This window comes from Pseudomonas sp. GD04019 (assembly GCF_029837695.1).
In the GTDB taxonomy this organism is placed as follows: Bacteria; Pseudomonadota; Gammaproteobacteria; order Pseudomonadales; family Pseudomonadaceae; genus Aquipseudomonas.
This window is the reverse complement of record NZ_JAOEEA010000009.1, coordinates 152,420-175,317: the sequence shown is the minus strand read 5'-3', so window position 1 is coordinate 175,317 and position 22,898 is coordinate 152,420. Positions and strand designations below refer to the sequence as shown.

The 22,898-nt window shown below is 66.4% G+C and carries 25 protein-coding genes; 7 read left to right on the top strand and 18 right to left on the bottom strand.

Translation table 11 applies throughout. The features are described from left to right. The first annotated feature begins 230 nt into the window (after positions 1-230). Genes N7607_RS15660 through N7607_RS15650 form a run of 3 tightly spaced genes read left to right on the top strand, consistent with a single transcriptional unit; the run spans position 231 to position 1,395 of the window. Positions 231-554 (top strand): helix-turn-helix transcriptional regulator, encoded by a 324-nt coding sequence (locus N7607_RS15660; protein ID WP_279867508.1) that lies wholly within the window; start codon positions 231-233, stop codon positions 552-554. Beyond that, positions 551-916 (top strand): hypothetical protein, encoded by a 366-nt coding sequence (locus N7607_RS15655; protein ID WP_279867507.1) that lies wholly within the window; start codon positions 551-553, stop codon positions 914-916. The genes N7607_RS15660 and N7607_RS15655 overlap by 4 nt, the downstream gene beginning before the upstream one ends. Then, entirely contained in the window at positions 916-1,395 is a 480-nt protein-coding gene (locus N7607_RS15650; RefSeq protein ID WP_279867506.1) for a sel1 repeat family protein, read from the top strand. Before N7607_RS15655 ends, N7607_RS15650 begins: the two co-directional genes overlap by 1 nt. Here N7607_RS15650 and N7607_RS15645 read toward each other — a convergent pair. Continuing rightward, complete coding sequence (locus tag N7607_RS15645) at positions 1,379-3,139, bottom strand: EAL and GGDEF domain-containing protein (RefSeq protein ID WP_279867505.1); 1,761 nt, start codon at positions 3,137-3,139, stop codon at positions 1,379-1,381. The two genes, N7607_RS15650 and N7607_RS15645, sit on opposite strands and share 17 nt — an antisense overlap. Positions 3,140-3,233: 94 nt before the next feature. Then, positions 3,234-5,312 (bottom strand): carboxy terminal-processing peptidase, encoded by a 2,079-nt coding sequence (locus N7607_RS15640; RefSeq protein ID WP_279867504.1) that lies wholly within the window; start codon positions 5,310-5,312, stop codon positions 3,234-3,236. A 153-nt stretch (positions 5,313-5,465) separates the two neighbouring features. Here N7607_RS15640 and N7607_RS15635 point away from each other — a divergent pair, with 153 nt between their 5' ends. Then, positions 5,466-6,428, top strand: coding sequence for an NAD(P)H-quinone oxidoreductase (locus tag N7607_RS15635; RefSeq protein WP_279867503.1), 963 nt, complete (start codon positions 5,466-5,468; stop codon positions 6,426-6,428). Here the strand turns inward: N7607_RS15635 and N7607_RS15630 are convergent. From N7607_RS15630 to N7607_RS15600, 7 genes are read right to left on the bottom strand one after another with little or no spacing between them, the layout of a single operon-like run. Then, positions 6,425-6,814, bottom strand: a complete 390-nt coding sequence (locus N7607_RS15630) for an STY0301 family protein (RefSeq protein WP_279867502.1) — start codon at positions 6,812-6,814, stop codon at positions 6,425-6,427. The two genes, N7607_RS15635 and N7607_RS15630, sit on opposite strands and share 4 nt — an antisense overlap. Before the next feature lie 56 nt (positions 6,815-6,870). Beyond that, entirely contained in the window at positions 6,871-7,524 is a 654-nt protein-coding gene (locus tag N7607_RS15625; protein ID WP_279867501.1) for an HAD-IB family hydrolase, read from the bottom strand. Continuing rightward, the gene (locus N7607_RS15620) at positions 7,524-8,513 is read right to left on the bottom strand and encodes an ABC transporter ATP-binding protein (RefSeq protein WP_279867500.1); all 990 of its coding nucleotides are present in this window, start codon (positions 8,511-8,513) and stop codon (positions 7,524-7,526) included. Before N7607_RS15620 ends, N7607_RS15625 begins: the two co-directional genes overlap by 1 nt. Beyond that, the gene (locus N7607_RS15615) at positions 8,510-9,304 is read right to left on the bottom strand and encodes an ABC transporter permease subunit (protein WP_279867499.1); all 795 of its coding nucleotides are present in this window, start codon (positions 9,302-9,304) and stop codon (positions 8,510-8,512) included. The genes N7607_RS15620 and N7607_RS15615 overlap by 4 nt, the downstream gene beginning before the upstream one ends. Next, positions 9,294-10,136, bottom strand: a complete 843-nt coding sequence (locus N7607_RS15610; RefSeq protein WP_279867498.1) for an ABC transporter permease subunit — start codon at positions 10,134-10,136, stop codon at positions 9,294-9,296. The genes N7607_RS15615 and N7607_RS15610 overlap by 11 nt, the downstream gene beginning before the upstream one ends. After that, positions 10,133-10,939 carry an alkaline phosphatase family protein gene (locus N7607_RS15605; RefSeq protein WP_279867497.1) on the bottom strand — a complete coding sequence of 269 codons (807 nt, stop codon included), beginning with the start codon at positions 10,937-10,939 and terminating at the stop codon, positions 10,133-10,135. The genes N7607_RS15610 and N7607_RS15605 overlap by 4 nt, the downstream gene beginning before the upstream one ends. A 48-nt stretch (positions 10,940-10,987) precedes the next feature. Beyond that, positions 10,988-12,043 (bottom strand): ABC transporter substrate-binding protein, encoded by a 1,056-nt coding sequence (locus tag N7607_RS15600; RefSeq protein WP_279867496.1) that lies wholly within the window; start codon positions 12,041-12,043, stop codon positions 10,988-10,990. Between the two features lie 291 nt (positions 12,044-12,334). Here N7607_RS15600 and N7607_RS15595 point away from each other — a divergent pair, with 291 nt between their 5' ends. Continuing rightward, entirely contained in the window at positions 12,335-13,051 is a 717-nt protein-coding gene (locus tag N7607_RS15595) for a UTRA domain-containing protein (protein ID WP_279867494.1), read from the top strand. A 36-nt stretch (positions 13,052-13,087) separates the two neighbouring features. Here the strand turns inward: N7607_RS15595 and N7607_RS15590 are convergent, their stop codons facing one another. The 6 genes from N7607_RS15590 to minC form a co-directional block, all read right to left on the bottom strand. Beyond that, entirely contained in the window at positions 13,088-14,377 is a 1,290-nt protein-coding gene (locus tag N7607_RS15590) for a M18 family aminopeptidase (RefSeq protein ID WP_279867493.1), read from the bottom strand. A gap of 66 nt (positions 14,378-14,443) precedes the next feature. Continuing rightward, the gene (locus N7607_RS15585) at positions 14,444-15,007 is read right to left on the bottom strand and encodes a class I SAM-dependent methyltransferase (RefSeq protein WP_279867492.1); all 564 of its coding nucleotides are present in this window, start codon (positions 15,005-15,007) and stop codon (positions 14,444-14,446) included. A 2-nt stretch (positions 15,008-15,009) separates the two neighbouring features. Beyond that, the gene (locus N7607_RS15580; RefSeq protein ID WP_279867491.1) at positions 15,010-15,645 is read right to left on the bottom strand and encodes an RluA family pseudouridine synthase; all 636 of its coding nucleotides are present in this window, start codon (positions 15,643-15,645) and stop codon (positions 15,010-15,012) included. A 56-nt stretch (positions 15,646-15,701) separates the two neighbouring features. Continuing rightward, the gene (gene minE / locus N7607_RS15575) at positions 15,702-15,956 is read right to left on the bottom strand and encodes a cell division topological specificity factor MinE (protein ID WP_137971440.1); all 255 of its coding nucleotides are present in this window, start codon (positions 15,954-15,956) and stop codon (positions 15,702-15,704) included. After that, the gene (gene minD, locus N7607_RS15570; RefSeq protein ID WP_137971441.1) at positions 15,956-16,768 is read right to left on the bottom strand and encodes a septum site-determining protein MinD; all 813 of its coding nucleotides are present in this window, start codon (positions 16,766-16,768) and stop codon (positions 15,956-15,958) included. Before minD ends, minE begins: the two co-directional genes overlap by 1 nt. Positions 16,769-16,867: 99 nt before the next feature. After that, positions 16,868-17,599, bottom strand: a complete 732-nt coding sequence (gene minC, locus N7607_RS15565; protein ID WP_279867490.1) for a septum site-determining protein MinC — start codon at positions 17,597-17,599, stop codon at positions 16,868-16,870. 110 nt (positions 17,600-17,709) lie between these two features. Between minC and N7607_RS15560 the strand changes: the two genes are divergently transcribed. Beyond that, positions 17,710-18,645: a lipid A biosynthesis lauroyl acyltransferase gene (locus tag N7607_RS15560; RefSeq protein WP_279867488.1), complete on the top strand. Its 936-nt coding sequence runs from the start codon at positions 17,710-17,712 to the stop codon at positions 18,643-18,645. A gap of 36 nt (positions 18,646-18,681) precedes the next feature. Beyond that, complete coding sequence (locus N7607_RS15555; RefSeq protein WP_279867487.1) at positions 18,682-19,884, top strand: patatin-like phospholipase family protein; 1,203 nt, start codon at positions 18,682-18,684, stop codon at positions 19,882-19,884. Between the two features lie 11 nt (positions 19,885-19,895). On the opposite strand, the gene N7607_RS15550 is transcribed toward N7607_RS15555, so the two are convergent. The 3 genes from N7607_RS15550 to N7607_RS15540 form a co-directional block, all read right to left on the bottom strand. Continuing rightward, positions 19,896-20,744, bottom strand: a complete 849-nt coding sequence (locus N7607_RS15550) for a pirin family protein (protein ID WP_279867486.1) — start codon at positions 20,742-20,744, stop codon at positions 19,896-19,898. A gap of 92 nt (positions 20,745-20,836) precedes the next feature. Further along, positions 20,837-21,607 carry a VacJ family lipoprotein gene (locus N7607_RS15545; RefSeq protein WP_279867485.1) on the bottom strand — a complete coding sequence of 257 codons (771 nt, stop codon included), beginning with the start codon at positions 21,605-21,607 and terminating at the stop codon, positions 20,837-20,839. Beyond that, entirely contained in the window at positions 21,600-22,898 is a 1,299-nt protein-coding gene (locus tag N7607_RS15540) for a serine/threonine protein kinase (RefSeq protein ID WP_279867484.1), read from the bottom strand. The genes N7607_RS15545 and N7607_RS15540 overlap by 8 nt, the downstream gene beginning before the upstream one ends.

Sequence of the window (22,898 nt, the reverse complement as noted above, 5' to 3'; positions counted from 1 at the left end):
CGATGGCCACACTGCGGTCCGTATCTCGCTGCCCGAAGCCACATATCTACCGCCATCAGCTGCAGCTGTGAACTGCATGCAAATTGCCCCGGCATTCGCGCAAGCATGATGGCGCCGACTCTTGTCTGCTGGGTCAGTATAGGTCACGCTCTTGGGGCAACCGGGCGGTTAACATGAGCGCCTGAAGGGAGGTGCCGAGCGTTTCGGCACTGCGGTCCACGGAGAGTTGTATGAGTGTGCAAGTGATCACGCGCGATGGCGAGGCGGAGTACGCCGTGTTGCCCTGGGCCGAATACCAGGCCCTGCTCAAGGCTGCCGGCCAGGCCTCCGCATCCGTCGCCAGCGCCGCGCCGGCGACCACCGGCTCCGGGCTCGATCAGCTGGCCAGCCTGCGCGAGGCCAAGGGCATGTCCCAGGCCGATCTGGCGCGTGCGGTGGGCATCAGCCCGCATTATCTGAATCTGTTCGAAACCGGCGAGCGTGCGCCGGACGGCGCCATCCTTCGTTCGCTGGGGCGGGTGCTGGGCGTGAGCGACTGGGAGCAGTCGTCTTGAGTGTGCGTATCCATCGGCAACACTGGCAGGCCTTGCTCGGCGAACTGGAGGATGCGCGGCGCCAGCGCCATCTGCTGACCTACCGTGCGCTGGTCGAGCGCCTGCAGCTGCCGAGCCCGGCCATGCAGACCCTGACCGCCGCCCTGGAGCATCTGGCCGCCCTCGATGCCCGTGCCGAGCGGCCCCTGCGCAGCGCGCTGGTGATCAGCCAGGGTGCCAGCCGCCTGCCGCGCACCGGCTTCTTCGAATGCGTGAACCGCCTCGGACGTTTCTCCGGTCCCTCCGACGGCATCGCCGCTGCCTCCTGGCACGCGGCCGAAGTGGCGCGGGTCTTCGAGTTCAGCTACCCCGAGGAGCCCTGATGCTCTGGCGACTGCGCGCACGCCTGGGCTACTGGGCAGCGCGGCGCCTGTTCCACTGGCGCTGGCTGATGCAGCAGCCGCGTGCCTGGAACTGGATGCAGGGCCAGTTCGCACGCATGGCCGCGCTCGGGGATACGTCGGCGCAAAGCTTCTACGGGCATCTGCTGCTGTTTCGTGGCCAGGGCTTCGGCGCGCGTGAGGAGGGCCTGCGTCTGCTGCGCCTGGCCGCCGAGGGTGGTGATGGCAAGGCGGCCTATCAGCTCGGCGTGCAATACCTCACCGGCGACAGTCGCCAGGCCCCGGATGCGTCCGAGGCGGCACGTTGGTGGGAGCGAGCCGCAGCGCTCGCCCATCCGCTGGCGGCGCAGCGCCTGTCCCAGCTCTATCGCGATGGCGGGCCCGGTCTGGCGGCGGATGCGCTGCAGGCCGAGCGCTACGCCCGGCGCGCCGAAGAACTGGGTTTCAGGCCGAGAGGCTGAGCGTGTCGAGGATGTGCAGGCTGTAGCCCGGCACCGCCTTGGCGTGACGCTTGGCCTCCGAGGCCAGACCGGCCAGTTGGCTGGCGTCCAGTTGCGGGCAACTTTGTGGATGCAGATGCACCACGCCGATCGACAGTGACAGCAGGGGGAACTCCTCGCGCTTGCCCTGGCGGTTGTGGCTGACGAAGCAGCCGGCCTGCAGGTGTTCCTCGCGGTAGAAACGCCGACACTGGGCCTGGAAATCCTCCAGCAGCTGGTTGAGCCGCTCGCGCCAGTTGCCCGGGCCGAGCACCAGCAGAAAATCGTCGCCACCGATATGGCCGACGAAGTCGCGACTGGGGTCGACCCGCTCATTCAGGCATTGCGCCAGGCACAGCAGTATCTCGTCGCCGCGGGCGTAGCCATAGAGGTCGTTGAATGGCTTGAAGCTATCGATATCCACGTAGCACACCACCGCCTCGCGGCCTTGCTGCAACAGGCGGCCGAGGCACTGCTGGATCGGCACGTTGCCCGGCAGCAGGGTCAGCGGGTTGGCGTGGCGGGCCTGCTGGATCTTCAGCTCGGTGATCAGCTTGAGCACGTCGATCACCCGGCCCAGGCCGCGATAGCGACCCTGCTGGGTGATGATGAAGTCCTCTTCCATGCGCTGGCGTGCGCGGCTGGTGAGCAGGCGGCTGACCTGCTGCAGCGACTGGCCGACGTCCACGGCGAGGAAGTCCGTGCTCATCAGTCGGCTGATCGGTTTGCGCGCGAACAGGTCGGTGGCGAAGGGCTTGAGCAGGGCATCGGACAGCGAGTGGCGATGGACGATGCCGACCGGCTGTCCCTGGCTGTCCAGCACCGCCAGGGAGTTGAGATTGGCCTGGGCGCGGAAGGCCTCCAGCACCACGGCGATGGCGGTGTCCTGGGCGACCGCGGGCTGCTCGTTGAGCAGCGCGGAGAGATCAGCGCTGTCCTCACCCAGAGAGGGCGCCACGCTTTCCAGGCGCGGCAGCAGCTTCTGCGCATCGCGTGGCGGTTGCTCCTGGGGACGGCACAGCAGGTAGCCCTGGACCAGGTCGACGCCCATCTCGATCAGAGTCGCCAGTTCCTCCACCAGCTCGATGCCCTCGGCGATCACCTGGGCGCGAGAGGCCTTGGCCATCTTCAGGATCGAGTCGACGAACTCGCGCTTCACGGCGTCCTGGTGGATGCCGTCGATGAAGTGGCGGTCGATCTTCACGTAGTCGGGGCGCAGCTCGGACCACAGGCGCAGGCTGGAATAGCCGGCTCCGAGATCGTCGAGGGCGATGGAGAAGCCCATGGCGCGGTAGTGGTGCAGTGCGGTGTCGAGCAGCTGGAAGTCATCGATCGGCGCCTGCTCGGTCAGCTCGATCACCACCTGATCCGGCGGGATGCCGAAGTCCTGCAGCAGCTTGAGGGTGCGGCCGGGCTGGTGGCTGGGCTCTAGTAGCGACTCCGGGGAGACGTTGAGGAACAGCTTGCCGCCCAGCTGCTGGTCGCGGAAGCGGCGGCAGGCGCTCTTGCGTGCCAGCAGTTCGAGTTCGCTCAGACGACCGACATTGCGCGCTACGCTGAACAGCGCCAGGGGGGCGTGCAGCGAGCTGTTGGAAGGGCCGCGGGTCAGTGCCTCATAGCCGAGAATGCGCCGCTCGGACAGGCTGACGATGGGCTGGAACAGGCTGTGAAGGTCGCCGTGAGCGAGGATGGATTCCAGCGCGCTCAACTGCTCGGTGACGGTCATGGAGGTGTCTCGGTCTGCCAGAAAAGAAAAGGGCCGGTATCGCTACCGGCCCCTTATTTCACGACAGAACGATGACTGTTTGATTACGCCTGGGTCAGTGCTTGGCCAGGGTGGCTTCCAGGCCGAGGTAGTCGAGCAGGATGCGCCCGCTCTCGGTCAGGTAGGCGTCGTCTTCCGGCTTGGTCTTCTCGGGCTCGACCGGCGCGGCGTCTTCGTCCTCTTCCTTGATCTCCTTGAGCAGCTCCTCGCCCTTGGCCTTGCGCTTGGTGTTTTCCAGGGCCAGCTGCTTGGCCTCGATGTCGGCGTGCTGGGCGCGGCGCGCCTGCTCGTTGAGGCTGACGCTGGTCTCGGCCATCAGCTTCTGCGCCAGCGACAGGCGCTCGCGGGTGAAGACGAAGTCCGGATTGCCTGCGGTGCGCGACTCGTGGCGCGACTTCAGCTCGGCGAGGAACGGCTTGTACGGGTTGCTATCCGGTTTCAGCGCCGGGTTGATGCTGTCCCACGGCATGGCCTCGGGCAGGGCGCTCTCGCCGATTTCCTGGGTGTCGACGATGTCCGGGTAGGCGATGTCCGGCAGTACGCCCTGGTGCTGGGTGCTCTGCCCGGAGACACGGTAGAACTTGGCCAGGGTCAGCTTCAGCTCGCCATGGTTGAGCGGCTGGATAGTCTGCACCGTGCCCTTGCCGAAGGTCTGCCCGCCGAGGATCAGCGCGCGGTGGTAGTCCTGCATGGCGCCGGCGAAGATCTCCGAGGCCGAGGCCGAGAGGCGGTCCACCAGCACGGCCAGCGGGCCGTCGTAGAACACGCCCGGCTCCTCGTCGGCCAGCACGTCGACGCGGCCGTCGCTGTTGCGCACCAGCACGGTCGGGCCCTGGTCGATGAACAGGCCGGTCAGCTCTGTGGCTTCCTGCAGGGAGCCGCCGCCGTTGTCACGCAGGTCGATGACCACGCCGTCGACCTTGTCCTTTTTCAGCTCGCCCAGCAGGCGCTTCACGTCGCGGGTGGTGCTCTTGTAGTTGGGATCCTGGGCGCGGTAGGCCTTGAAGTCGAGGTAGAAGGCCGGGATCTTGATCACCCCGAGCTTGTACTCGCGGCCCTCGTGCTGCAGCTTGAGCACCGACTTCTGCGCGGCCTGCTCCTCCAGCTTGACCGCCTCGCGCACGATGGTGACCACCTTGCTGGTCTGGTCGCTCGGCGCGTTGCTGGCCGGGATCACTTCCAGGCGCACCTTGGAGCCCTTGGGCCCGCGGATCAGCTTGACCACTTCGTCCAGGCGCCAGCCGATCACGTCGACCATTTCCTTGTCGCCCTGGGCCACGCCCACGATCTTGTCGGCGGGCACGATCTGCTTGCTCTTCTCGGCCGGCCCGGCCGGTACCAGGCGCACGACCTTGACGTATTCGTTGTCGGTCTGCAGCACGGCGCCGATGCCTTCCAGCGACAGGCTCATGTTGATGTCGAAGTTCTCCGCGTTGTCCGGGGAGAGATAGTTGGTATGCGGGTCGTAGGTCTGCGCGAAGGCGTTGATGTAGGCCTGGAACACGTCTTCGCCACGGGTCTGCTCAAGGCGCTTGCGTTGGTTCTTATAGCGCTTGAGCAGCAGCTCCTGGATGTCCTTGGGTTCCTTGCCGGCGATCTTCAGGCGCAGAACCTCGTCCTTCACGCGCTTGCGCCAGAGGTCGTCCAGCTCCGCCTTGTCCTTGGCCCAGGGTGCCTTCTCGCGGTCCACCAGCAGGCTCTCGTCGACGCTGAAGTCGAACTTGTCGACGCCCGCTTCGAGCAGGGCCTGGGCGTGGTCGAGGCGTTCCTCGGCGCGCTGCAGGTAGGTGCGATAGATGATGAAGCCGGGCTCCAGGTCGCCGCTCTTGAGCAGGTCGTCGAACTTGCCCTTCCAGCGATCGAACTGGGCGATGTCGGCGGCGGTGAAGTAGCTGCGCGCGGGGTCGAGCATCTTCAGGTAGCCGTCGTAGATCTTCGCCGAGCGCTCGTCGTTGAGCGGCGGCTTGTTGTAGTGATGGCGCTTGAGCAGCTCGACCACGTTGAGGCTGGCGATCACCTGCTCGCGGTCCGGTTGCAGGTAGGCCCAGTTCTCCGCGGCGGCCTTGGCGGCGGCGGGCAGGGCGTGCAGACCGAGAAGCAAGGCCAGGGCTGTTGCGGGAAGGAAACGCTGCATGTTGGTTCGACGCGAAGGCAGGTGATAACGCATATTAGGCCGTCTGGTAGAGCGCCGGGTTCCATCTATCCCGGCGGCAAAATGCAAAAGCCCGGCATCAGGCGCAAAGCCGCGTGCTGTCTATGCCGGGGTCTCACTCACTATGGAGGCAGCATGAAGGCATTGCAAGGCGTCGAGGGGCAGTTGGACTGGGCCGAGCGCGCCTCTCCGGTCTGCGATGTGGGCCAGGTCCGCATCCAGGTGGCCGCGGCGGGGCTCAATCGTGCCGACCTGCTGCAACGCGCCGGGCATTACCCGCCGCCGCCAGGGGCCAGCGATATCCTCGGCCTGGAGTGTTCCGGGGTGATCGCCGAAGTCGGGCCCGGCAGTCAGTGGCAAGTCGGCGAGCGGGTCTGCGCGCTGCTGGCCGGCGGCGGCATGGCCGAGGAGGTGGTGGTGGATGCACGCCATGTGCTGCCGGTGCCGGAAGGGCTGTCCCTGGCCGAGGCCGCGGCGTTGCCGGAGGTGTATGCCACTGCCTGGCTCAACCTGTTCCAGCTGGCCGCGCTCCAGCCTGGCGAGAAGGTGCTGCTGCATGCCGGCGCCAGCGGCGTGGGTTCGGCGGCGATCCAGCTGTGCAAGGCCTTCGGCAATCCGTGCTGGGTCAGTGTCGGCTCGGCGGAGCGCCTGGCCTACTGCGAGGGCCTTGGCGCCCAAGGCGGCGCGATTCGCGGCGAGGCGCTGGAGAGCCTGCGCGACCTCGGCCCGTTCGATGTGATTCTCGACCCGGTGGGCGCCAGCTACGCCGAGCTCAATCTGCAGTTGCTGGCGCGTGATGGGCGCTGGGTGAACATCGGTCTGATGGGCGGCACCAAGGCGCAGCTGGACATGGCGCTGCTGCTGGGCAAGCGCATCCAGCTGACCGGCTCGACCCTGCGCAACCGTGACGAGCAGTTCAAGGCCGAGCTGATGGCCGATCTGCAGCGCCAGGTCTGGCCGCTGTTCGCCGAGGGCAGGCTGAAGCCGCAGCTGGAGCGGGCCTATGCGGCCAAGGATGCGGAGGTGGCGTTCGCCGAGCTGGCCGCCAATCGGGTGGCGGGGAAGCTGGTGCTGCTGGTCGACGAGAGCATCGCCTAGCGGCATTCCAGCTGCAGGTGCAGGTCCTCGAACTCGTTGTTGGCCCGGCAGTGACTCAAGCCGGCGGGCAGCGCGCGCATCAGGCGCCGTTCGCTGCCGGCATAGATGCAGACCATGAACAGCGGCTGGCCGGCCAACGTCCAGGTCAGCGGCGCTACGCCTACCTGCCCGCTGGCGTCATCGGCGATGGCGCGCGCGCCCAGGCGTGGGTCGCCGCCATACAGTTCGATACGTTCGGCCTGCGCACGGCTCGGTGGTTGGCTCGTGGCTATCGGAAATGCCTGCCAGTCGGCAGAGGCCGACTGCGGGCTAGCGGGGCAGACGAAGTCCTGCGCCAGCAGCGGCGAGGCGGACAGCAGGCCGATGGCGAATAGCGCGGTTCTCATCGTGGGTTCCCTGGCTGGAGAAGGGCGCCAGCATAGCCGCCGCAGCCGTGCTGTTCTCAGCGCCAGTGCAGAATTTCCCAGCCAGCCCGTTTGGCATGCTCGCGCAGGGTTGGGTCCGGATTGACCGCATGGGCGTGCGGCACCTGCTGCAACAGCGGCAGGTCATTGCGCGAGTCGGAGTAGAAGTGCGCGCCGTCCAGTGATTCGCCCTCGGCTTCCAGCCAGGCCTGCAGGCGGGTGACCTTGCCCTCGCGGTAGGTCAGCACGCCGACGGTGTTGCCGCTGTAACCGCCGTGCTGCTGCTCGCAGTCGATAGCCAGCACTTCCTCGATGCCCAGGCGTTCGGCAATGGCGCTGACCAGGAAGTGCGCCGAGGCCGAGATCACCAGCAGGCGGTCGCCGGCGGCGCGATGGGCGGCCAGGCAACGCATGGCGTCGCTGAAGATGATCGGCTCGATCACGTCCTCGACGAAGGGGCCGACGACGAACTCGACTTCCTCCGGCGTGCGCCCCACCAGCGGCGCCAGGGTGAAGGTCATGTAGTCCTCCATCGCCAGCTTGCCCTGGGAGTAGAGTGCCATCAGTTCCTGCTCGCGCGGCACGAAGGAGTCGCGGTCGACCCACTGGATATCGGCCATGTGCTGGGCCCAGAGCGAGGCGCAGTCGCCGTGGATCAGGGTCTCGTCGAGATCGAAGATTGCCAGGGCCATCAGGCCACCTCCCGGATTGCGTTGGCGTCGATGGACAGGCCGATGCACTGGCCCTTGCCGATCAGCGCACCCTCGCTGCGGTTGAGCACGTCCACCAGCAGCTCCACGCCGTTGGCCTGTACCCGGTAGCGGATGACGTTGCCGAGCAGGCTGTGGCCGAGTACTTCGGCGGCGATGGCGCCGCTGTCGTGCAACTGGATGGCCTCGGGACGGATGGCGATGCGGCTGTTCACCGGGCGCAGTAGCAGGCGGCTGGCGGTGTCGGCATCGAGCAGGTTGTAGTTACCGATGAAACCGGCAGCGAAGGCATCCACCGGTGCGGTGTAGAGGGATTCGGCATCGCCGCTCTGCACGATCTTGCCGGCGTTCATCAGGAAGATGCGGTCGCTCATGGTCAGCGCCTCTTCCTGGTCGTGGGTGACGAAGATGGTGGTCAGGCCCAGTTCCTGCTGGATGGCGCGGATCTGCTCGCGCAGGTGCTTGCGGATGCGTGCGTCGAGAGCCGACAGCGGCTCGTCGAGCAGCAGCAGGCGCGGGCGGGTGACCAGCGAGCGGGCCAGGGCCACGCGCTGGCACTGGCCGCCGGAGAGCTGATGCGGGTAGCGCGTGGCGTAGTCGGTGAGCTCGACCAGGCGCAGCACCTCGTCGACGCGTTGGGCGCTCTCGTCCTTGCCGACCTTCTGCATGCGCAGGCCGAAGGCGACGTTCTGCTGCACGGTCATGTTGGGGAACAGCGCGTAGCTCTGGAACACCATGCCGATGCCGCGCTTCTGTGGCGACAGCGGCACCAGGTCCTGGCCGTCGAGGAGGATCTGCCCGCCGTCGACCTCGGTGAGGCCGGCGATGCAGCGCAGCAGGGTGGATTTGCCGCAGCCGGAGGGGCCGAGCAGGGTGACGAACTCGCCCTGGCCGATCTCGCACTGGATGTCGCTGAAGATCGGAGTGGTGCCGTAGCTCTTGTGCAGATTGCGGATGGAAAGGTAACTCATGCCTTGTCCTTATTCAGGCGGGTGGCCGCCCAGGTGAAGACCAGTACGAAGAAGAAGTAGGAGATCACCAGCGCGCTGTTGAAGTGGCCGCTGCTGTTGCGCATGTTGTTCAGGTACACCTGCAGGGTCTCGTAGCTGGTGCCCACCAGCAGGTTGGCGAACACGAACTCGCCGAACAGGAAGCTGAAGGAGAGGAACAGCGAGACCATCAGGCCGTTGCGCAGGTTGGGCAGCACCACCAGGAAGGCAGCCTTCCAGGTGCTGGCGCCGAGCAGGTGGGCGGCGTCCATCAGGTCGCGCAGGTTGATCGCCTGCAGGTTGTTGGTGATGGCGCGGTACATGAACGGCAGCGCCACGGTGAAGTAGCAGCCGATCAGGATCCACGGCGTGCCGACCATCGCCAGCGGCCCGGAGCCATAAACCTGCAGCAGGCCCACCGAGGACACCACCGGCGGCACGGCAAAGGGCAGCAGGATGAGGATGTTCATCAGCCCGTCGAGCTTGGGGAAGTGGTAGTGCACCACGAACAGCAGCGGCAGGATCAGCACCACCGCCAGCAGCAGCGCACCGACGCACACCAGCAGCGACTGGCCGAAGGCGGCGAGGAAGCGCGCGTCGCTCCACAGCGCCAGGTACCACTTGAAGGTCAGACCGTCCGGCAGGATGGTCGCCGACCAGCTGGTGGACAGCGAGTAGAGCAGGGTGGCCGCCAGCGGCAGTAGCAGGATCAAGAACAGCAGCCACACCACCACGCGGTGGTAGAGGGCGGCGGGCTTGGTATCAGCGCGCATCGTGATAACTCCTGCGCAGCAGCCACTGGTGGACCACGGTGATCAGCGCCATCAGGCCGACCAGTACCATGGCCAGGGCGCTGGCCAGGTTGGGGTCGAGGCTGATATCGCCGGCTACCAGGCCGGCGATGCGGATCGGCATCACGTTGAAGTTGCCGGTGGTCAGGTAGTACACGGTGGCGTAGGCGCCCAGGGCGTTGGCCAGCAGGATGACGAAGGTGCCGAGCAGCGCCGGGGTCAGCACCGGCAGGCCGATGTGCCGCCAGAAGTCCCAGGTGCTGGCGCCGAGCAGCTGGGCCGACTCGCGCCAGTCCTGGCGCAGGGCGTCGAAGGCCGGGTAGAGCAGCAGCACGCCCAGGGGAATCTGGAAGTAGGTGTAGAGCACGATCAGGCCGGTCTTGGAGTAGAGGTTGAAGTCCTCGATCAGCCCGGCCTGCTTGAGCAGCAGGGTCAGTGCGCCGTTGAAGCCGAGCAGGATGATGAAGGCGAAGGCCAGGGGCACGCCAGCGAAGTTGCTGGTCATGTTGGAGAAGGCCATGACGAAGTCGCGCAGCTTCGAGTCCACCTGACGCAGCGAGTAGCTGCCGAGGATGGCGATGGCGATGCCGAACAGGCTCGACCAGAAGGCGATCTGCAGGCTGTGCTTGATCGCCTGCAGGTAGAACTTGGAGGCGAAGATCTTCTGGAAATTGCCCAGCCCCCAGGTGTCGCCGACCACCAGGCTGTTGATGGCGACCCACAGCAGCGGGGCGATCTGGAAGGCGAAGAAGAATACGGCGAAGGGCAGCAGGCACAACAGCGCCGGCCACTTGCCGCGGAGTACGGCTCTCACTTGAGCAGATCCTTGCACAGGGGTTTGTCGTGGGTGGCGCCGAGCAGGGCGCAGACGGTGCCGCACAGCTCGGTCTGCCGTGGCTGGGCGCTGGCGTCGAGGCTAAAGGCCTCGCCCAGGACCAGCAGCGGCACTTCGCGCTCCTCGGCCAGCAGGCCATTGTGCGAGCGGTCGTTGTTCATGCCGTGGTCGGCGGTCACCAGTACCTGGTAGCCGGCGTCGAGCCAGCCCTGCAGGTAGTCGGCGAGGATCACGTCGGCACGGCGCGCGGCGTTGCGGTACTGCGGCGAGTCGAGGCCGTAGCCATGGCCGGCGTCGTCGATGTTCATCGGGTGCACCAGCAGGAAGTCCGGCGCGTGTTTCAGGCGCAGGCTCTCGGCATCGGCGAACAGGTGCGAGTCCGGGTAGTGGTCGGCGTAATAGAAGTGGCCGTGCTGGATCGGCAGGGCCGTGTCGCTGGTGTGGCGGTCGCGGGCGGCGACGAAGGGCGCGCGGTTATACAGCTCGCTCATCCAGTGGTAGGCCGCGGCGGCGGTGGAGAGGCCGGCGTCACGGGCGTAGTGGAAGATGCTGCGTTCCTTCGACAGGCGCACCACGTCGTTGTGCACCACGCCGCTGTCGATCGGCGTCACGCCGGTGAGGATGCATTCATAGAGCGGGCGCGACAGCGCCGGAAGCTCGCATTCGAGCTTGTACAGCGCGGCCCGGCCAGCGGCGCAGTAGGCCTGCAGATGGCCCAGGGCATGCCGGGCAACCTCGTAGTTGAGGCCGTCCAGCAGGACCAGAATGACTTTGTGCTTCATCGCGATATCCCTCAGCGAAAGCGGGGCCCGGGTGGGCCCCGCACGGCATCACTGCATTTCGATGATCACGTTTTCCTGCCACTGCTGCGGCAGGGCCTTGGACGTGGCTTCCCAGGCGGCGGCATCCTTGATCGGCTGGACCTTGGCGTACTGCTCGTTGGGCAGCAGCTTGGCCTGCACTTCCGCCGGCAGGGTCAGGTGCTCGGCGCGGATCGGCCGGGCGTTGCCCTTGGCCAGGTTGATCTGGCCGGCGTCGGAGAGGATGTACTCGCGGGCCAGCTTGGCCGCGTTGGGGTGCTTGGCGTACTTGTTGATGATGGTGGTGTAGCCGGAGATCACCGAGCCGTCGGAGGGGATCAGCACCTCGAAGCGGCTGGCGTCGATCTGGTCGCGGTAGGACAGGCCGTTGAAGTCCCACACCACGCCGACTTCCACTTCGCCTTTTTCCAGGGTCTGGATGGTCGGGTTGGACAGCGACAGGCGGCCCTGCTTGGCGATCTCGGCGAAGAAGTCCAGGCCCGGCTGGATGTTCTTCTCGTCGCCACCATTGGCGATGGCGGCGGCCAGCACGCCGTTGACGGCCTGGGCGGCGGCGCTGACGTCACCGATGGCGACCTTGTACTTGCCTTGTTTCAGGTCGGCCCAGGACTTGGGCGCTTCCTTGACCAACTGCTTGTTGACGATGAAGGCGATGGAGCCGGTGTAGGCCAGCATCCAGTGGCCGTCCGCATCCTTGGCCCAGGCTGGGATCTGCTCCCAGGTGCTCGGCTTGTACGGCTGGGTCACGCCCTTCTGCACGGCGATGGGGCCGAAGGCGGCGCCGACGTCGCCGATGTCGGCGGTGGCGTTGTCCTTCTCGGCGTCGAACTTGGCGATCTCCTGGGCGGAGCTCATGTCGGTATCCAGATGCTTGAGGCCGTACAGCTTGCCCAGGTCGACCCAGGTGTCCTTCCAGTTGGCCCAGCTATCGGGCATGCCGACGCTGTTGACTTCGCCCTCGGTGCGGGCGGCTTGTTCCAGTGCTTTCAAGTCCTCGTTGGCCATGGCCTGGTTGCCCAGAACGATGGCCGATCCCAGCAGTGAAGCCAGCAGCAGGCGTTTCATGTGGAGCTCCTTGTCAGGGTGAAAGTTTGGTCTAGATCAGCAAGACCCAGGCCAAATCTAGAGGCTTTGTATGACGCTTTTATGGCGATGCCGCGCACCCAGGCACGCGCTGGAAAGCGTAGACCATGGCTAAGTGGCTGATTTGTCAGAGCGGCTGGGAGTCAGATGGCATGCGGCATGCAGGCTGTTGCCCAGGAAAGCTGGCTGTCATCGGACAGTCATCTAGGCTGCCTAGCATGATCTGCGCCTGCACTGGCTTGGTGCTGGTCTATGCCAGATTGGGAGAAATGCATGCGCGAAGAAGCGCCCCGTACCATCACCGCGATCTGCCGCGCCCTGCAGGAGCAGATCGACCACGGCCTGTTGCCTCAGGGCGGCAAGCTGCCGGCCGAGCGCAAGCTCAGCGAGCTGTTCGAGACCACTCGCATCACCCTGCGCGAGGCGCTGGGCCAGCTGGAGGCGGAAGGGCTGATCTATCGCGAGGAGCGCCGCGGCTGGTTCGTCTCGCCCCGGCGCCTGGCCTACAACCCGCTGGTGCGCAGCCACTTCCACGCCATGGTGCGCGAGCAGGGCCGGGTGCCGTCGACCGAGGTACTGAGTGCGCGGCTGATGCCGGCTCCGGTGGATGTCTGCGGACGTCTGGGGCTGCCGGCGTTATCGGCGGTGCTGCAGATCAGGCGGGTGCGGCGCATCGATGGGCGGCTGGTGCTGTATGTCGAGCACTATCTGAACCCGGCCTACTTCCCCGGCATCTTAGAGGCCGATCTGACCGCCTCGTTGACCGAGCTGTACGCCAGCCGCTACGACATCCGCTATGGCCGAGTGGCCTTCGACATTCTGCCCACCGCGCTGCCGGTGGATGCCGCCTTCAACCTCAAGGCGACACCGGGCAGTCCGGCGCTGTGCATCACCCGGGTCAACCGCGACCAGCACGGGCGGATCATCGATTGTGACGTGGAGTACTGGCGCCACGACGCGGTGCGGGTCAGTGTCGAGGTGCCGGATTGAGAAGTTCGATTCCCCTCTCCCTTTGGGAGAGGGAGTTTAAGCCAGCTCGGCGCTGCCGTAGAAAGCGGTCAGCACCCGCACCAGGTGGGCCAGATCATGGCTGCCGGCCAGCTCGCGGATCGAGTGCATGGCGAAGGTCGGCAGGCCGATGTCCACGGTGCGCACGCCCAGCTGGCTGGCGGTGATCGGGCCGATGGTCGAGCCGCAACCCATGTCGCTGCGCACCACGAAGCTCTGCACCGGCACTTCCTCGGCCAGGCACAGGTGGCGGAAGAAGCCGGCGGTCTCGCTGTTGGTGGCGTAGCGCTGGTTGCTGTTGACCTTGATCACCGGGCCGGCGTTGAGCTTCGGACCGTGGTTGGCGTCGTGCTTGTCCGCATAGTTGGGATGCACGCCGTGGGCGTTGTCGGCCGAGACCAGCAGGGATTTCTGGATGGTGCGGACAAAGGCGTCGCCTTCCGGCAGCACGCGGCGCAGCACCTGCTCGAGGAACGGGCCGTCGGCGCCGCAGGCCGAGCAGGAGCCGATTTCCTCGTGGTCGGTGCACACCAGCACGCAGCTCTCGTCGCCCTCGGCCGCCAGCAGCGCCTGCAGACCGGCGTAGCAGGACAGCAGGTTGTCCAGGCGCGCGCCGGCGATGAAGTCCTGGTTGAGGCCGATCACCGCGGCGCTCTGGGTATCGTAGAAGCTCAGCTCGTAATCCAGCACCGCGTCGGCGGCGATGCCGTGTTCGCTGGCCAGGCGGTCGGCGAGCAGGGCGCGGAAGTCGCCGCGTTCGTCACCGGCGAGCTGGGCGAGGATCGGCGGCAGTTCGTTCTGCGCATTGATCGGCCAGCCCTGGTTGGCCTCGCGGTTGAGGTGGATGGCCAGGTTGGGGATCACGGCGATCGGTTGTTCGAAGTCGATCAGCTGGCTCTGCACCTTGCCGCCCTCGCGGAAGGTCACGCGGCCGGCCAGCGACAGGTCGCGGTCGAACCAGGGGGCGAGCAGGGCGCCGCCGTAGACTTCCACACCGAGCTGGAAGAAGCCCTGGCGCTGCAGCTCCGGCTGCGGCTTGACGCGCAGGCAGGGGCTGTCGGTGTGCGCGCCGACCAGGCGCAGGCCACCGTCCAGCGGCGCACGGTTGCCCAGACGGAAGGCGATGATCGAGGAGTCGTTGCGCGTCACGTAGTAACGCCCGCCCGGCTCGGTGTGCCAGGGTTCGCGCTCGTCCAGCGGACGGAAGCCGGCGCTGTGCAGGCGCTGGGCCAGGCTGCGGGTGGCGTGGAAGGGGGTGGGCGAGGCCTTGAGGAACTCGATCAGGCCTTGATTCAGCTCAGCGCGCATAACGGACTCCGGACAGCGATGGCCCGAGTTTATCGCACTGATGCCGGAAAGTAGCCGCGAAAAAGCTCAGCGCCGAGCGACTACGGCGAACAGGTGCCAGTGCTTGGCGTGGCCGGTGGCGGTCTTGCCGTCCCATTCGTATTCCTCGAACTGCAACGGTTCCCAGCCGTCGAGCAGTTGTTCGAGTTCGGCATGGGTATGCAGGGTCAGGCCGCGTGACTGCCACTGGTCACGCTCGCCGAAGAAGTGGCCGGCGAACAGCCCCCTCGGCACCAGTGCCTGCCCGATGCTGCGCCACAGGCCGGAAAAGTCCGCCGGCGGGCAGAAGGGCAGGGCGAAGCTGGCATTGATTAGCTCTGCTCCGGGCAGTTCCAGCGCCTGGAAGGCGCCGCAGCGCAGTTCGAGCCATTCGGACCATGCGCCCGCCTGCTCGCTCAGCCCGTCGAGGGCGGCCTGGCGATTGTCGATGGCCTGTACCCGCCAGCCCCGGCGCAGCAGTTCGAGGCTATCGCGGCCCATGCCGCAGCCGAGGTCCAGTGCGAAGCCAGGTGGGCCGTTCCAATGGAGCAGGGCTTCCAGCAGCGTGGGATGGGCGGGCGCGCCGCAGGTGGCGGCGTCGAAATCGGCCACGCTCAGAACGGCGCTGGGCAGTCGAAGCGCAGGCGCTCGCCGCTGGTCGGGTGGGTCAGGCTGAGCATGCTGGCGTGCAGGCACAGGCGCGGCCAGGCGGCCAGGGCCTGTTCGTGGGCGTATAGGCCGTCGCCGAGCAGCGGGTGGCCGATGGACAGCATGTGCACGCGTAGCTGGTGGGAGCGGCCGGTGATCGGTGTCAGCTCCACCCGCGCCCAGTCGCCGCAGCGCTCCAGCACGCGCCAGAAGGTCAGGGCGTGCTTGCCCTGTTCGTGGTCGACCACGTGGCGCGGCTTGGTCGGCGGGTCGTAGCGCAGGGGCAGGTCGATGCTGCCGCTGTCGAGTTCCGGCTGGCCCCAGCACAGGGCGGTGTAGGCCTTCTCGGTCTCGCGGTCGTGGAACTGGCGCGACAGCTCGCGGTGGCTGTCGGGGTCGCGGGCCAGCACGATGATGCCGCTGGTTTCCCAGTCCAGGCGGTGGACGATGCGCGCTTCCGGGTAGCCGTTTTCCTGCAGGCGGGTCACCAGGCAGTCGCGGTTGTCTTCCGCGCGGCCGGGCACCGAGAGCAGCAGGGTGGGCTTGTTGATCACCAGCAGGGCGGCGTCCTGGTGGAGAATCTCGATGTTCGACAGCGGCATGGGCATTCCACAAATGACAACGGCGGCCAGGGCCGCCGTCGCTCACCGCGGACGGATCAGCGATCCGGCAGGGTGATGTTGAGTTCCAGAATGGAGCAGCTGCCCTGGTTTTCCAGCGCCACGTGCACCTGGTCCTGCTCGATCTTGACGTACTTGCGAATCACCTCGACCAGTTCCTTCTGCAGGGCCGGCAGGTAGTCCGGCTGGCTGCGCTGGCCGCGCTCGTGGGCGACGATGATCGACAGACGCTCTTTCGCGATCGACGCAGGGGTTTCTTTCTTGCGTTCACGAAAGAAGTCGAAAATGTTCATTAGCGCGCTCCAAACAGGCGTTGCATGAGTCCTTTCTTCTGCACATCGAGGAAGCGATGGGGCACATCCTTGCCCAGCAGGCGGTCGACGGCATCGCCGTAGGCCTGGCCGGCATCGCTCTGGTCATCGAGGATGACCGGTACGCCCTGGTTGGACGCCTTCAGCACGGCCTGGGATTCGGGGATCACGCCCAGCAGGTTGATGGCGAGGATTTCCTCGACGTCTTCCACGCCGAGCATTTCGCCCTTGGTGACGCGCTCCGGGTTGTAGCGGGTAAGCAGCAGGCGTTCCTTGATCGGCTCCTGGCCTTGTTCGGCGCGGCGCGACTTGCTGGCCAGCAGGCCGAGCATGCGGTCGGAGTCGCGTACCGAGGAGACTTCCGGGTTGGTCACGACGATCGCCTCATCGGCGAAGTACATGGCCAGGTGGGCACCGGTTTCGATGCCGGCCGGGGAGTCGCAGATGACGTATTCGAAGTTCTGTGCCAGCTCGTCGATCACGCGGCCGACGCCTTCCTTGGTCAGGGCGTCCTTGTCGCGGGTCTGGCTGGCGGCCAGCACGTAGAGGTTCTCCAGGCGTTTGTCCTTGATCAGGGCCTGGGTCAGGGTCGCTTCGTTGTTGATCACGTTAACGAAGTCGTACACCACGCGGCGCTCGCAACCCATGATCAGGTCCAGGTTACGCAAGCCCACGTCGAAATCGACGATGACGGTCTTGTGGCCGCGCAGGGCGAGGCCGGTGCCGATGGCGGCGCTGGTGGTGGTTTTACCCACGCCGCCCTTGCCGGAAGTGACTACGAGGATCTTGGCCAAGGTGATTCACCCCAAATATATGAAAAATCGGGAAATCCGGCGCCGGTAAACTGGCTTCCGAATGCCCTTTTGGTCCCTGAAATTGGGCCGCAGTATCCGTTAAAGGCGGGTGATGTTCAACACGTCACCCGACAGGCTGACCTGTACCGATTGGCCCCACAAAGGGTCGCGGCGCAGGTCTTCCGCGGTCTTGTACTGGCCGGCCACCGAGAGCATCTCGGCGCCCATCTGCTGGCAGAAGATCCGCGCCTTGGCATCGCCCTTGACGCCGGCCAGGGCGCGTCCGCGCAGCGGACCGTACACATGGATATTGCCGTCGGCGAGAAGTTCCGCACCGGCACTGACCGGCGCCATCACCACCAGGTCGCCGCCCTGGGCGTAGATCTGCTGGCCGCCGCGTACCGGCGTGGTGATGATCCTGGTCGGCTTGTACTGCGGTTCGGCCGGCTTCACTTCCTTCTTGCGCGCCTCTACCGGCTCGACCAGCTTTTCTCGCGCGCCGGACGGCGGCAGCACGGGAATGTCCAGGGCCTCGGCGGCGGCGATGTCGTCCGCGCGGCTGGCGCGGATGGCCAGGGTGCGCAGGCCATGCTGGCGGCAGACTTCCATCAGCTTGCCCAGGTCGAGTTCGCCTTCGCCTTCCGGCAGCTTGTCCAGGGCCAGCACCAGCGGGATGTTCTGGAAGAAGTTGGGGGCCTGGGCGACTTTCTCAGCCAGTTGCCTGTCCAGGCGCTCCAGATCGTTGTGCGCCAGTTCCAGCACGGTGATGGCGAGCATGCTGCCCTTGAGCTGGAACACGGGGTCTTGGTTGAGGAGATCGGCTTGGCTCATGGTTCGCCCACTGCATTGAATGGGCACGACTTATAACGAGAAGGCTGCAGCGCCGCAAGCCGCGAGGACTTCTGTAGAATGCCGGGCCTTGTTGTCTGCCCGGAATCACTATGGATCGCCCGCAGTTTCGTGCCTATTTTCTCCATCCGCGCTTCTGGCCCCTGTGGCTGGGCCTGGGGCTGCTGTGGTTGATCGCTCAGCTGCCGTACCGGGTGCTGCTGGTGCTGGGCCGTGGTCTGGGCGTCCTGATGTACCGAGTGGCCGACTCGCGTCGGCATATCGCGGGGCGCAATCTGGAACTGTGCTTCCCGCAACTGGGCGAAGCCGAGCGCGAGCGTCTGCTGCGCGACAACTTCGCCTCCACCGGCATCGCCTTCTTCGAGATGGCCATGAGCTGGTGGTGGCCTAAGGCCCGGCTGGCCAGGCTGGCGCATATCGAGGGTCTGGAGCACCTGCAGCAGGCGCAGCAGGAAGGGCAGGGGGTCATCCTCATGGCTCTGCACTTCACCACCCTGGAGCTCGGTGCAGCGCTGCTTGGCCAGGTGCAGACCATCGACGGCATGTACCGCGAGCACAAGAACCCGCTGTTCGACTACATCCAGCGCCGCGGCCGCGAGCGCCATAACCTGGACGCCACCGCCATCGAGCGCGAGGACATCCGCGCCATGCTCAAGGTGCTGCGCGCCGGCCGCGCCATCTGGTACGCGCCGGACCAGGACTACGGCCCCAAGCAGAGTATCTTCGTGCCGCTGTTCGGTATCAGTGCCGCCACCGTCACCGCCACCACCAAGTTCGCCCGCCTGGGCAAGGCGCGGGTGGTGCCCTTCACCCAGGAGCGCCTGGCCGACGGCGCCGGTTACCGCCTGGTGATCCACCCGCCGCTGGAGAACTTCCCCGGCGAGAGCGAGGAGGCCGACTGCCTGCGCATCAATCAGTGGATCGAGCAGGCGGTCAGTCAGCATCCCGAGCAGTACCTGTGGGCCCATCGACGCTTCAAGACGCGCCCGGCAGGCGAACCCAGGCTGTATCGCAAGCGCGGCAAGTAGCGGCCTATACTCGCTTAAAAAGGCGGAAACCGCTCCATGACCCAAGCAGTAGACGTAGCGCGGCCCGTCACCGGGCTGATCCTCTCCGGCGGTGGAGCCCGAGCGGCCTATCAGGTGGGCGTGCTGGCGGCGATCGCCGACCTGCTCGGCGAAACCTGTCGCAATCCCTTCCCCGTCATCGTCGGTACCTCGGCCGGCGCCATCAACGCCGTCGGCCTGGCCTGCGGCGCCCTGCATTTCGCCAGCGCGGTGCGCCGGTTGACCGAGGTCTGGCAGGCCTTTCACTGCGGCGACGTCTACCGTAGCGACTGGTCCGGCGTGCTGCGCCAGGCCGGGCGCTTCTTCGGCCACAGCATGCTGGGCATGGGCAAGGACCTGCCGGTGGCGCTGCTCGACAGCTCGCCGCTGGGCGGTCTGCTCGGTCGCGAGCTGGACTTCTCCGGCATCGCCGCGGCGGTGCGCATGCGTCAGTTGCGCGCGGTGGCGGTGACAGCCTTCGGCTACGAGAGCGGCCAGGCGGTGACCTTCTACCAGGGCCGCGCCACCATCGATCCCTGGTTCCGCCACCGCCGCGTCGGCGTGCCCACGCGCCTGAGCCTGGAGCACCTGCTGGCCAGTGCGGCGATCCCGCTGATCTTCCCGCCGGTGAAGGTCAACCGCGAATACTTCGGCGACGGCGCGGTGCGCCAGTCGGCGCCGATCAGCCCGGCCCTGCACCTGGGCGCCAACCGGGTGCTGGTGGTAGGGGTGAGTGGCAACCCGCTGGGCAAGGGCGCCAACCAGCAGGTGGTGCGTCCGCGCAGCGGCCTGCCGCCGACCCTGGCGCAGATCAGCGGGCATATGCTCAACAGCACCTTCATCGACAGCCTGGAGGGCGATATCGAGACCCTGGAGCGGCTCAACCACATGAGCCGCCTGGTGCCCTCGGGCCTGCATCCGCGTGGTCTGGGTCTAAAGCCGGTGGAGGTACTGGTGATCTCGCCGAGCCAGCCGCTGGACCAGATCGCCGCGCGCCACCGCCACGAGCTGCCCAAGGCCATGCGCTTCTTCCTGCGTGGGCCGGGGGCTACCCGGGCCAGCGGTGCCGGCGTGCTCAGCTACCTGCTGTTCGAGCCCGGCTACTGCAACGAGCTGATCGAACTGGGCTACCAGGACGCCATGGCGCAGAAAGACGCCCTGGGCCGCTTCCTCGGCGTGGCCGAAGAGGCAGCGGAAGCCGCTGCGACCTCGGCGGGCTGAGCGGGCAGCGCTCAGGCAGTCAGGCGATCGTCGCGGAAGTCGCGCAGGGCCTGCTCGATTTCCTCGCGGCTGTTCATCACGAAGGGCCCGTACTGCACGATGGGCTCGTTCAGCGGCGTGCCGGCGATCAGCAGCACCCGCGCACCACTGACACTGCCCATTTCGATGGCGCCGCTGTCCGACAGGCGCGCCAGACGGCTCTGTCCCACCGTGTGGCCATTCACCGCCAGCTCACCTTCGTAGACGTAGAGCATCACCCGCTGGCCATCGCCCAGGCGTGGTGAGAGGCGGCTGCTCGCCGGCAGGTGCAGGTCGAACAGCTGCGGCGCGGTGTGCGGGCGCTGCACGGCGCCATCCTGCTGCAGCTGGCCGTCGTCGAAGCGCCCGGCGATCACCGTCACACCCACGCCGCCGGCGGTGGTCAGGCGCGGAATTTCCTCTGGCGCATAGTCGCGGTAGCCGGCTTCGCCCAGCTTGTCCCTGGCCGGCAGGTTGAGCCACAGCTGGAAGCCGCGCATCACGCCTTGTTCCTGTTCCGGCATCTCGCTGTGGATGATGCCGCGAGCAGCGGTCATCCACTGCACGCCGCCGCTTTCCAGCAGGCCGACGTTGCCCAGGTGGTCTTCGTGGCGCATGCGGCCTTCGAGCATGTAGGTGATGGTCTCGAAGCCGCGATGCGGATGCGGCGGGAAGCCGGCGATATAGTCGTCCGGATTCTCCGAGCCGAATTCGTCGAGCATCAGGAAGGGATCGAAACGCTCGATACCGGCACCGCCGAACACGCGGGTCAGGCGTACGCCGGCACCGTCCGAGGCGGGCTGGCCGATATGCTGGGCGAGCACTTGGCGGAACTGGGTCATGGGGCACCTCCATCTGTGGAATGTGCCCATGCTATTCCGGTTGATTGGATTAATGGTTGCGAGTTTTGCGGGTTATCTATCTATTAAATTGATCACTCTGCGATCTGCAGCTTGCGCGCCTCGCGGTACACATAGCGCACCTTCTCGTACTCGAAGGGGCTGTTCAGCTGGCCGTAGCGGAAGTTGGTGGTATTGCGCAGGTCCACCACGCGCAGGGCGGTGATCTCCGGATGATCGCTGCTGATCTCGGCCATGTTGAGGTAGTTGATCTGGCTCTCGGCGACGAAGTCGAACACCTTGCCGCCGGTGTCGCGCAGGTTGGACGGGCCGAGCAGCGGCAGCATGACGTAGGGGCCGTCCGGCACGCCGTAGAAGCCCAGGGTCTGGCCGAAGTCCTCGTTCTGCTTGGGCAGGCCGATGCGCGTGGCCGGGTCCCACAGGCCGACGACGCCGACCGTGGTGTTGACCAGCAGGCGCCCGGTGGTCTGCAGCGAGCGCTTGCCCTTGAACTGCAGCAGGCTGTTGAGCAGGTTGGGCACATCGCCCAGGTTGCCGAAGAAGTTGCTCACGCCGCTGCGCACGACGCTCGGGGTAACGTAGCGGTAGCCGCGCACCACCGGCAGGAACACCCACTCGTCGAAGCGGTAGTTGAAGTGGTAGACCCGGCGATTCCACGGCTCCCAGGGGTCGTAGACATGCAGCGCGCTGGCGGTGGAGCGCTCGAACTCGCGCTGATCCAGATAGGGGTTGAACTGCAGCTGGTCGAGGGGATTGGTGAAGCCATCCTCCTCCACCGCGGTGTCGGCCTGGGTCAGGCCGCCGGCGAGCAGCAGGGCGAGCGAGAGAGTCCATTTTCTAGCCACGGAAGAACTCCAGCATGGCGTCGCTGTTGACGCGGTAATTGAGGTTGCCGCAATGCCCGCCGCGCGGGTACAGGGTCAGGCGCTCGCCGAAGGTACGGCGCAGGAAGCCGATGTCGCCGGGGCCGAGGATCAGGTCGTCGGCGTTGTGCATCACCGCCACCTTGGCGCTCTTCTTCAGGTAGCTCTCCAGGGCGTACAGGCTGACCTCGTCGACCAGCTGCGGCAGGCTGCCGCCGTTGTACTTCTCGCGCCAGTAGGGCATCAGCTGCTCGACGATGTAGCAATCGAAGTCGCACTGCAGGGCGCGCTTGAAGAACGGGGTGAGGCTGGTGCCTTCTTTGATCGGGTAATTGGGCGGGGTGATCAGGCCGCGTCGATTGATCAGGTCGGCGGTGAAGGCCATGTCCGACACCGAGAAGCGGAACGAGCTGCCGATCAGCATGGCCAGTTGCTCGTTGCTGAGCTTCTGCCCGGACTGCTGGAAGTCGTAGAGCAGCGCATCGTTGAGGTCGATATGGCCCTGCTCCTCGAAGTAGCGGGTCAGCTTGCTCAGCACCAGTTCGAAGTAGGTGGTGCTGTTGTCGATGCCGGCGACCTTGGTCTGCACCAGGCGATCCAGGTTGGTCACCGAGGTGTACAGGTTGACCGGCGGGTTGAGCAGCAGCACGCGCTTGAAGTTGAAGCTGCGCAGGCGCTCGTCCAGCTCGCTGACGAAGGCGGCGTTAAGGGCGCCGAGGCTGTAGCCGGTGAGGTGGTATTCACTGACGTCCAGCTTCGGGTGCTGGGCGCGCACGGCCATCATCACCCGGTACAGGTCCTCGGCATCGTGGCGCGACAGGCCCGGCGTGGCGGTGCGCGAGGCGGCGCTCATGAAGTCGTAGCTGGTCGGCGAGGACAGCTGCACCACGTGGTAGCCGGCACCGTAGAACAGGCGCTTGAGCTCCTCGGTCTTGCCGCTGGCGTAGCTGGCGCCGGTGCCGGAGATGATGAAGATCAGCGGCGCGCGGCCATCCTGCTCAGCCAGGCGATAGCGCAGCTTGGTCACCGGCCAGAAGTTTTCCGGCAGTTCGAACTCGCGCTCCGGGCGCAGCTTGAGGTCGTAGTCGGCCTGGTCGATGTCGTCGTCGCTGGGCAGCTCCGGACGCAACTCCGGCGGCGTGCTGGCGATGGTCGCCTCGAAGGGGTTGTCCAGGGGGTAGCCGTAGCCGGCGAGAGGAACATCGGCCGCCAGTGCGGGCGCACCGAGCAGCACACCGCCGAACAGGGCGGCAAGGAGGGGAAGGCGTGGCAT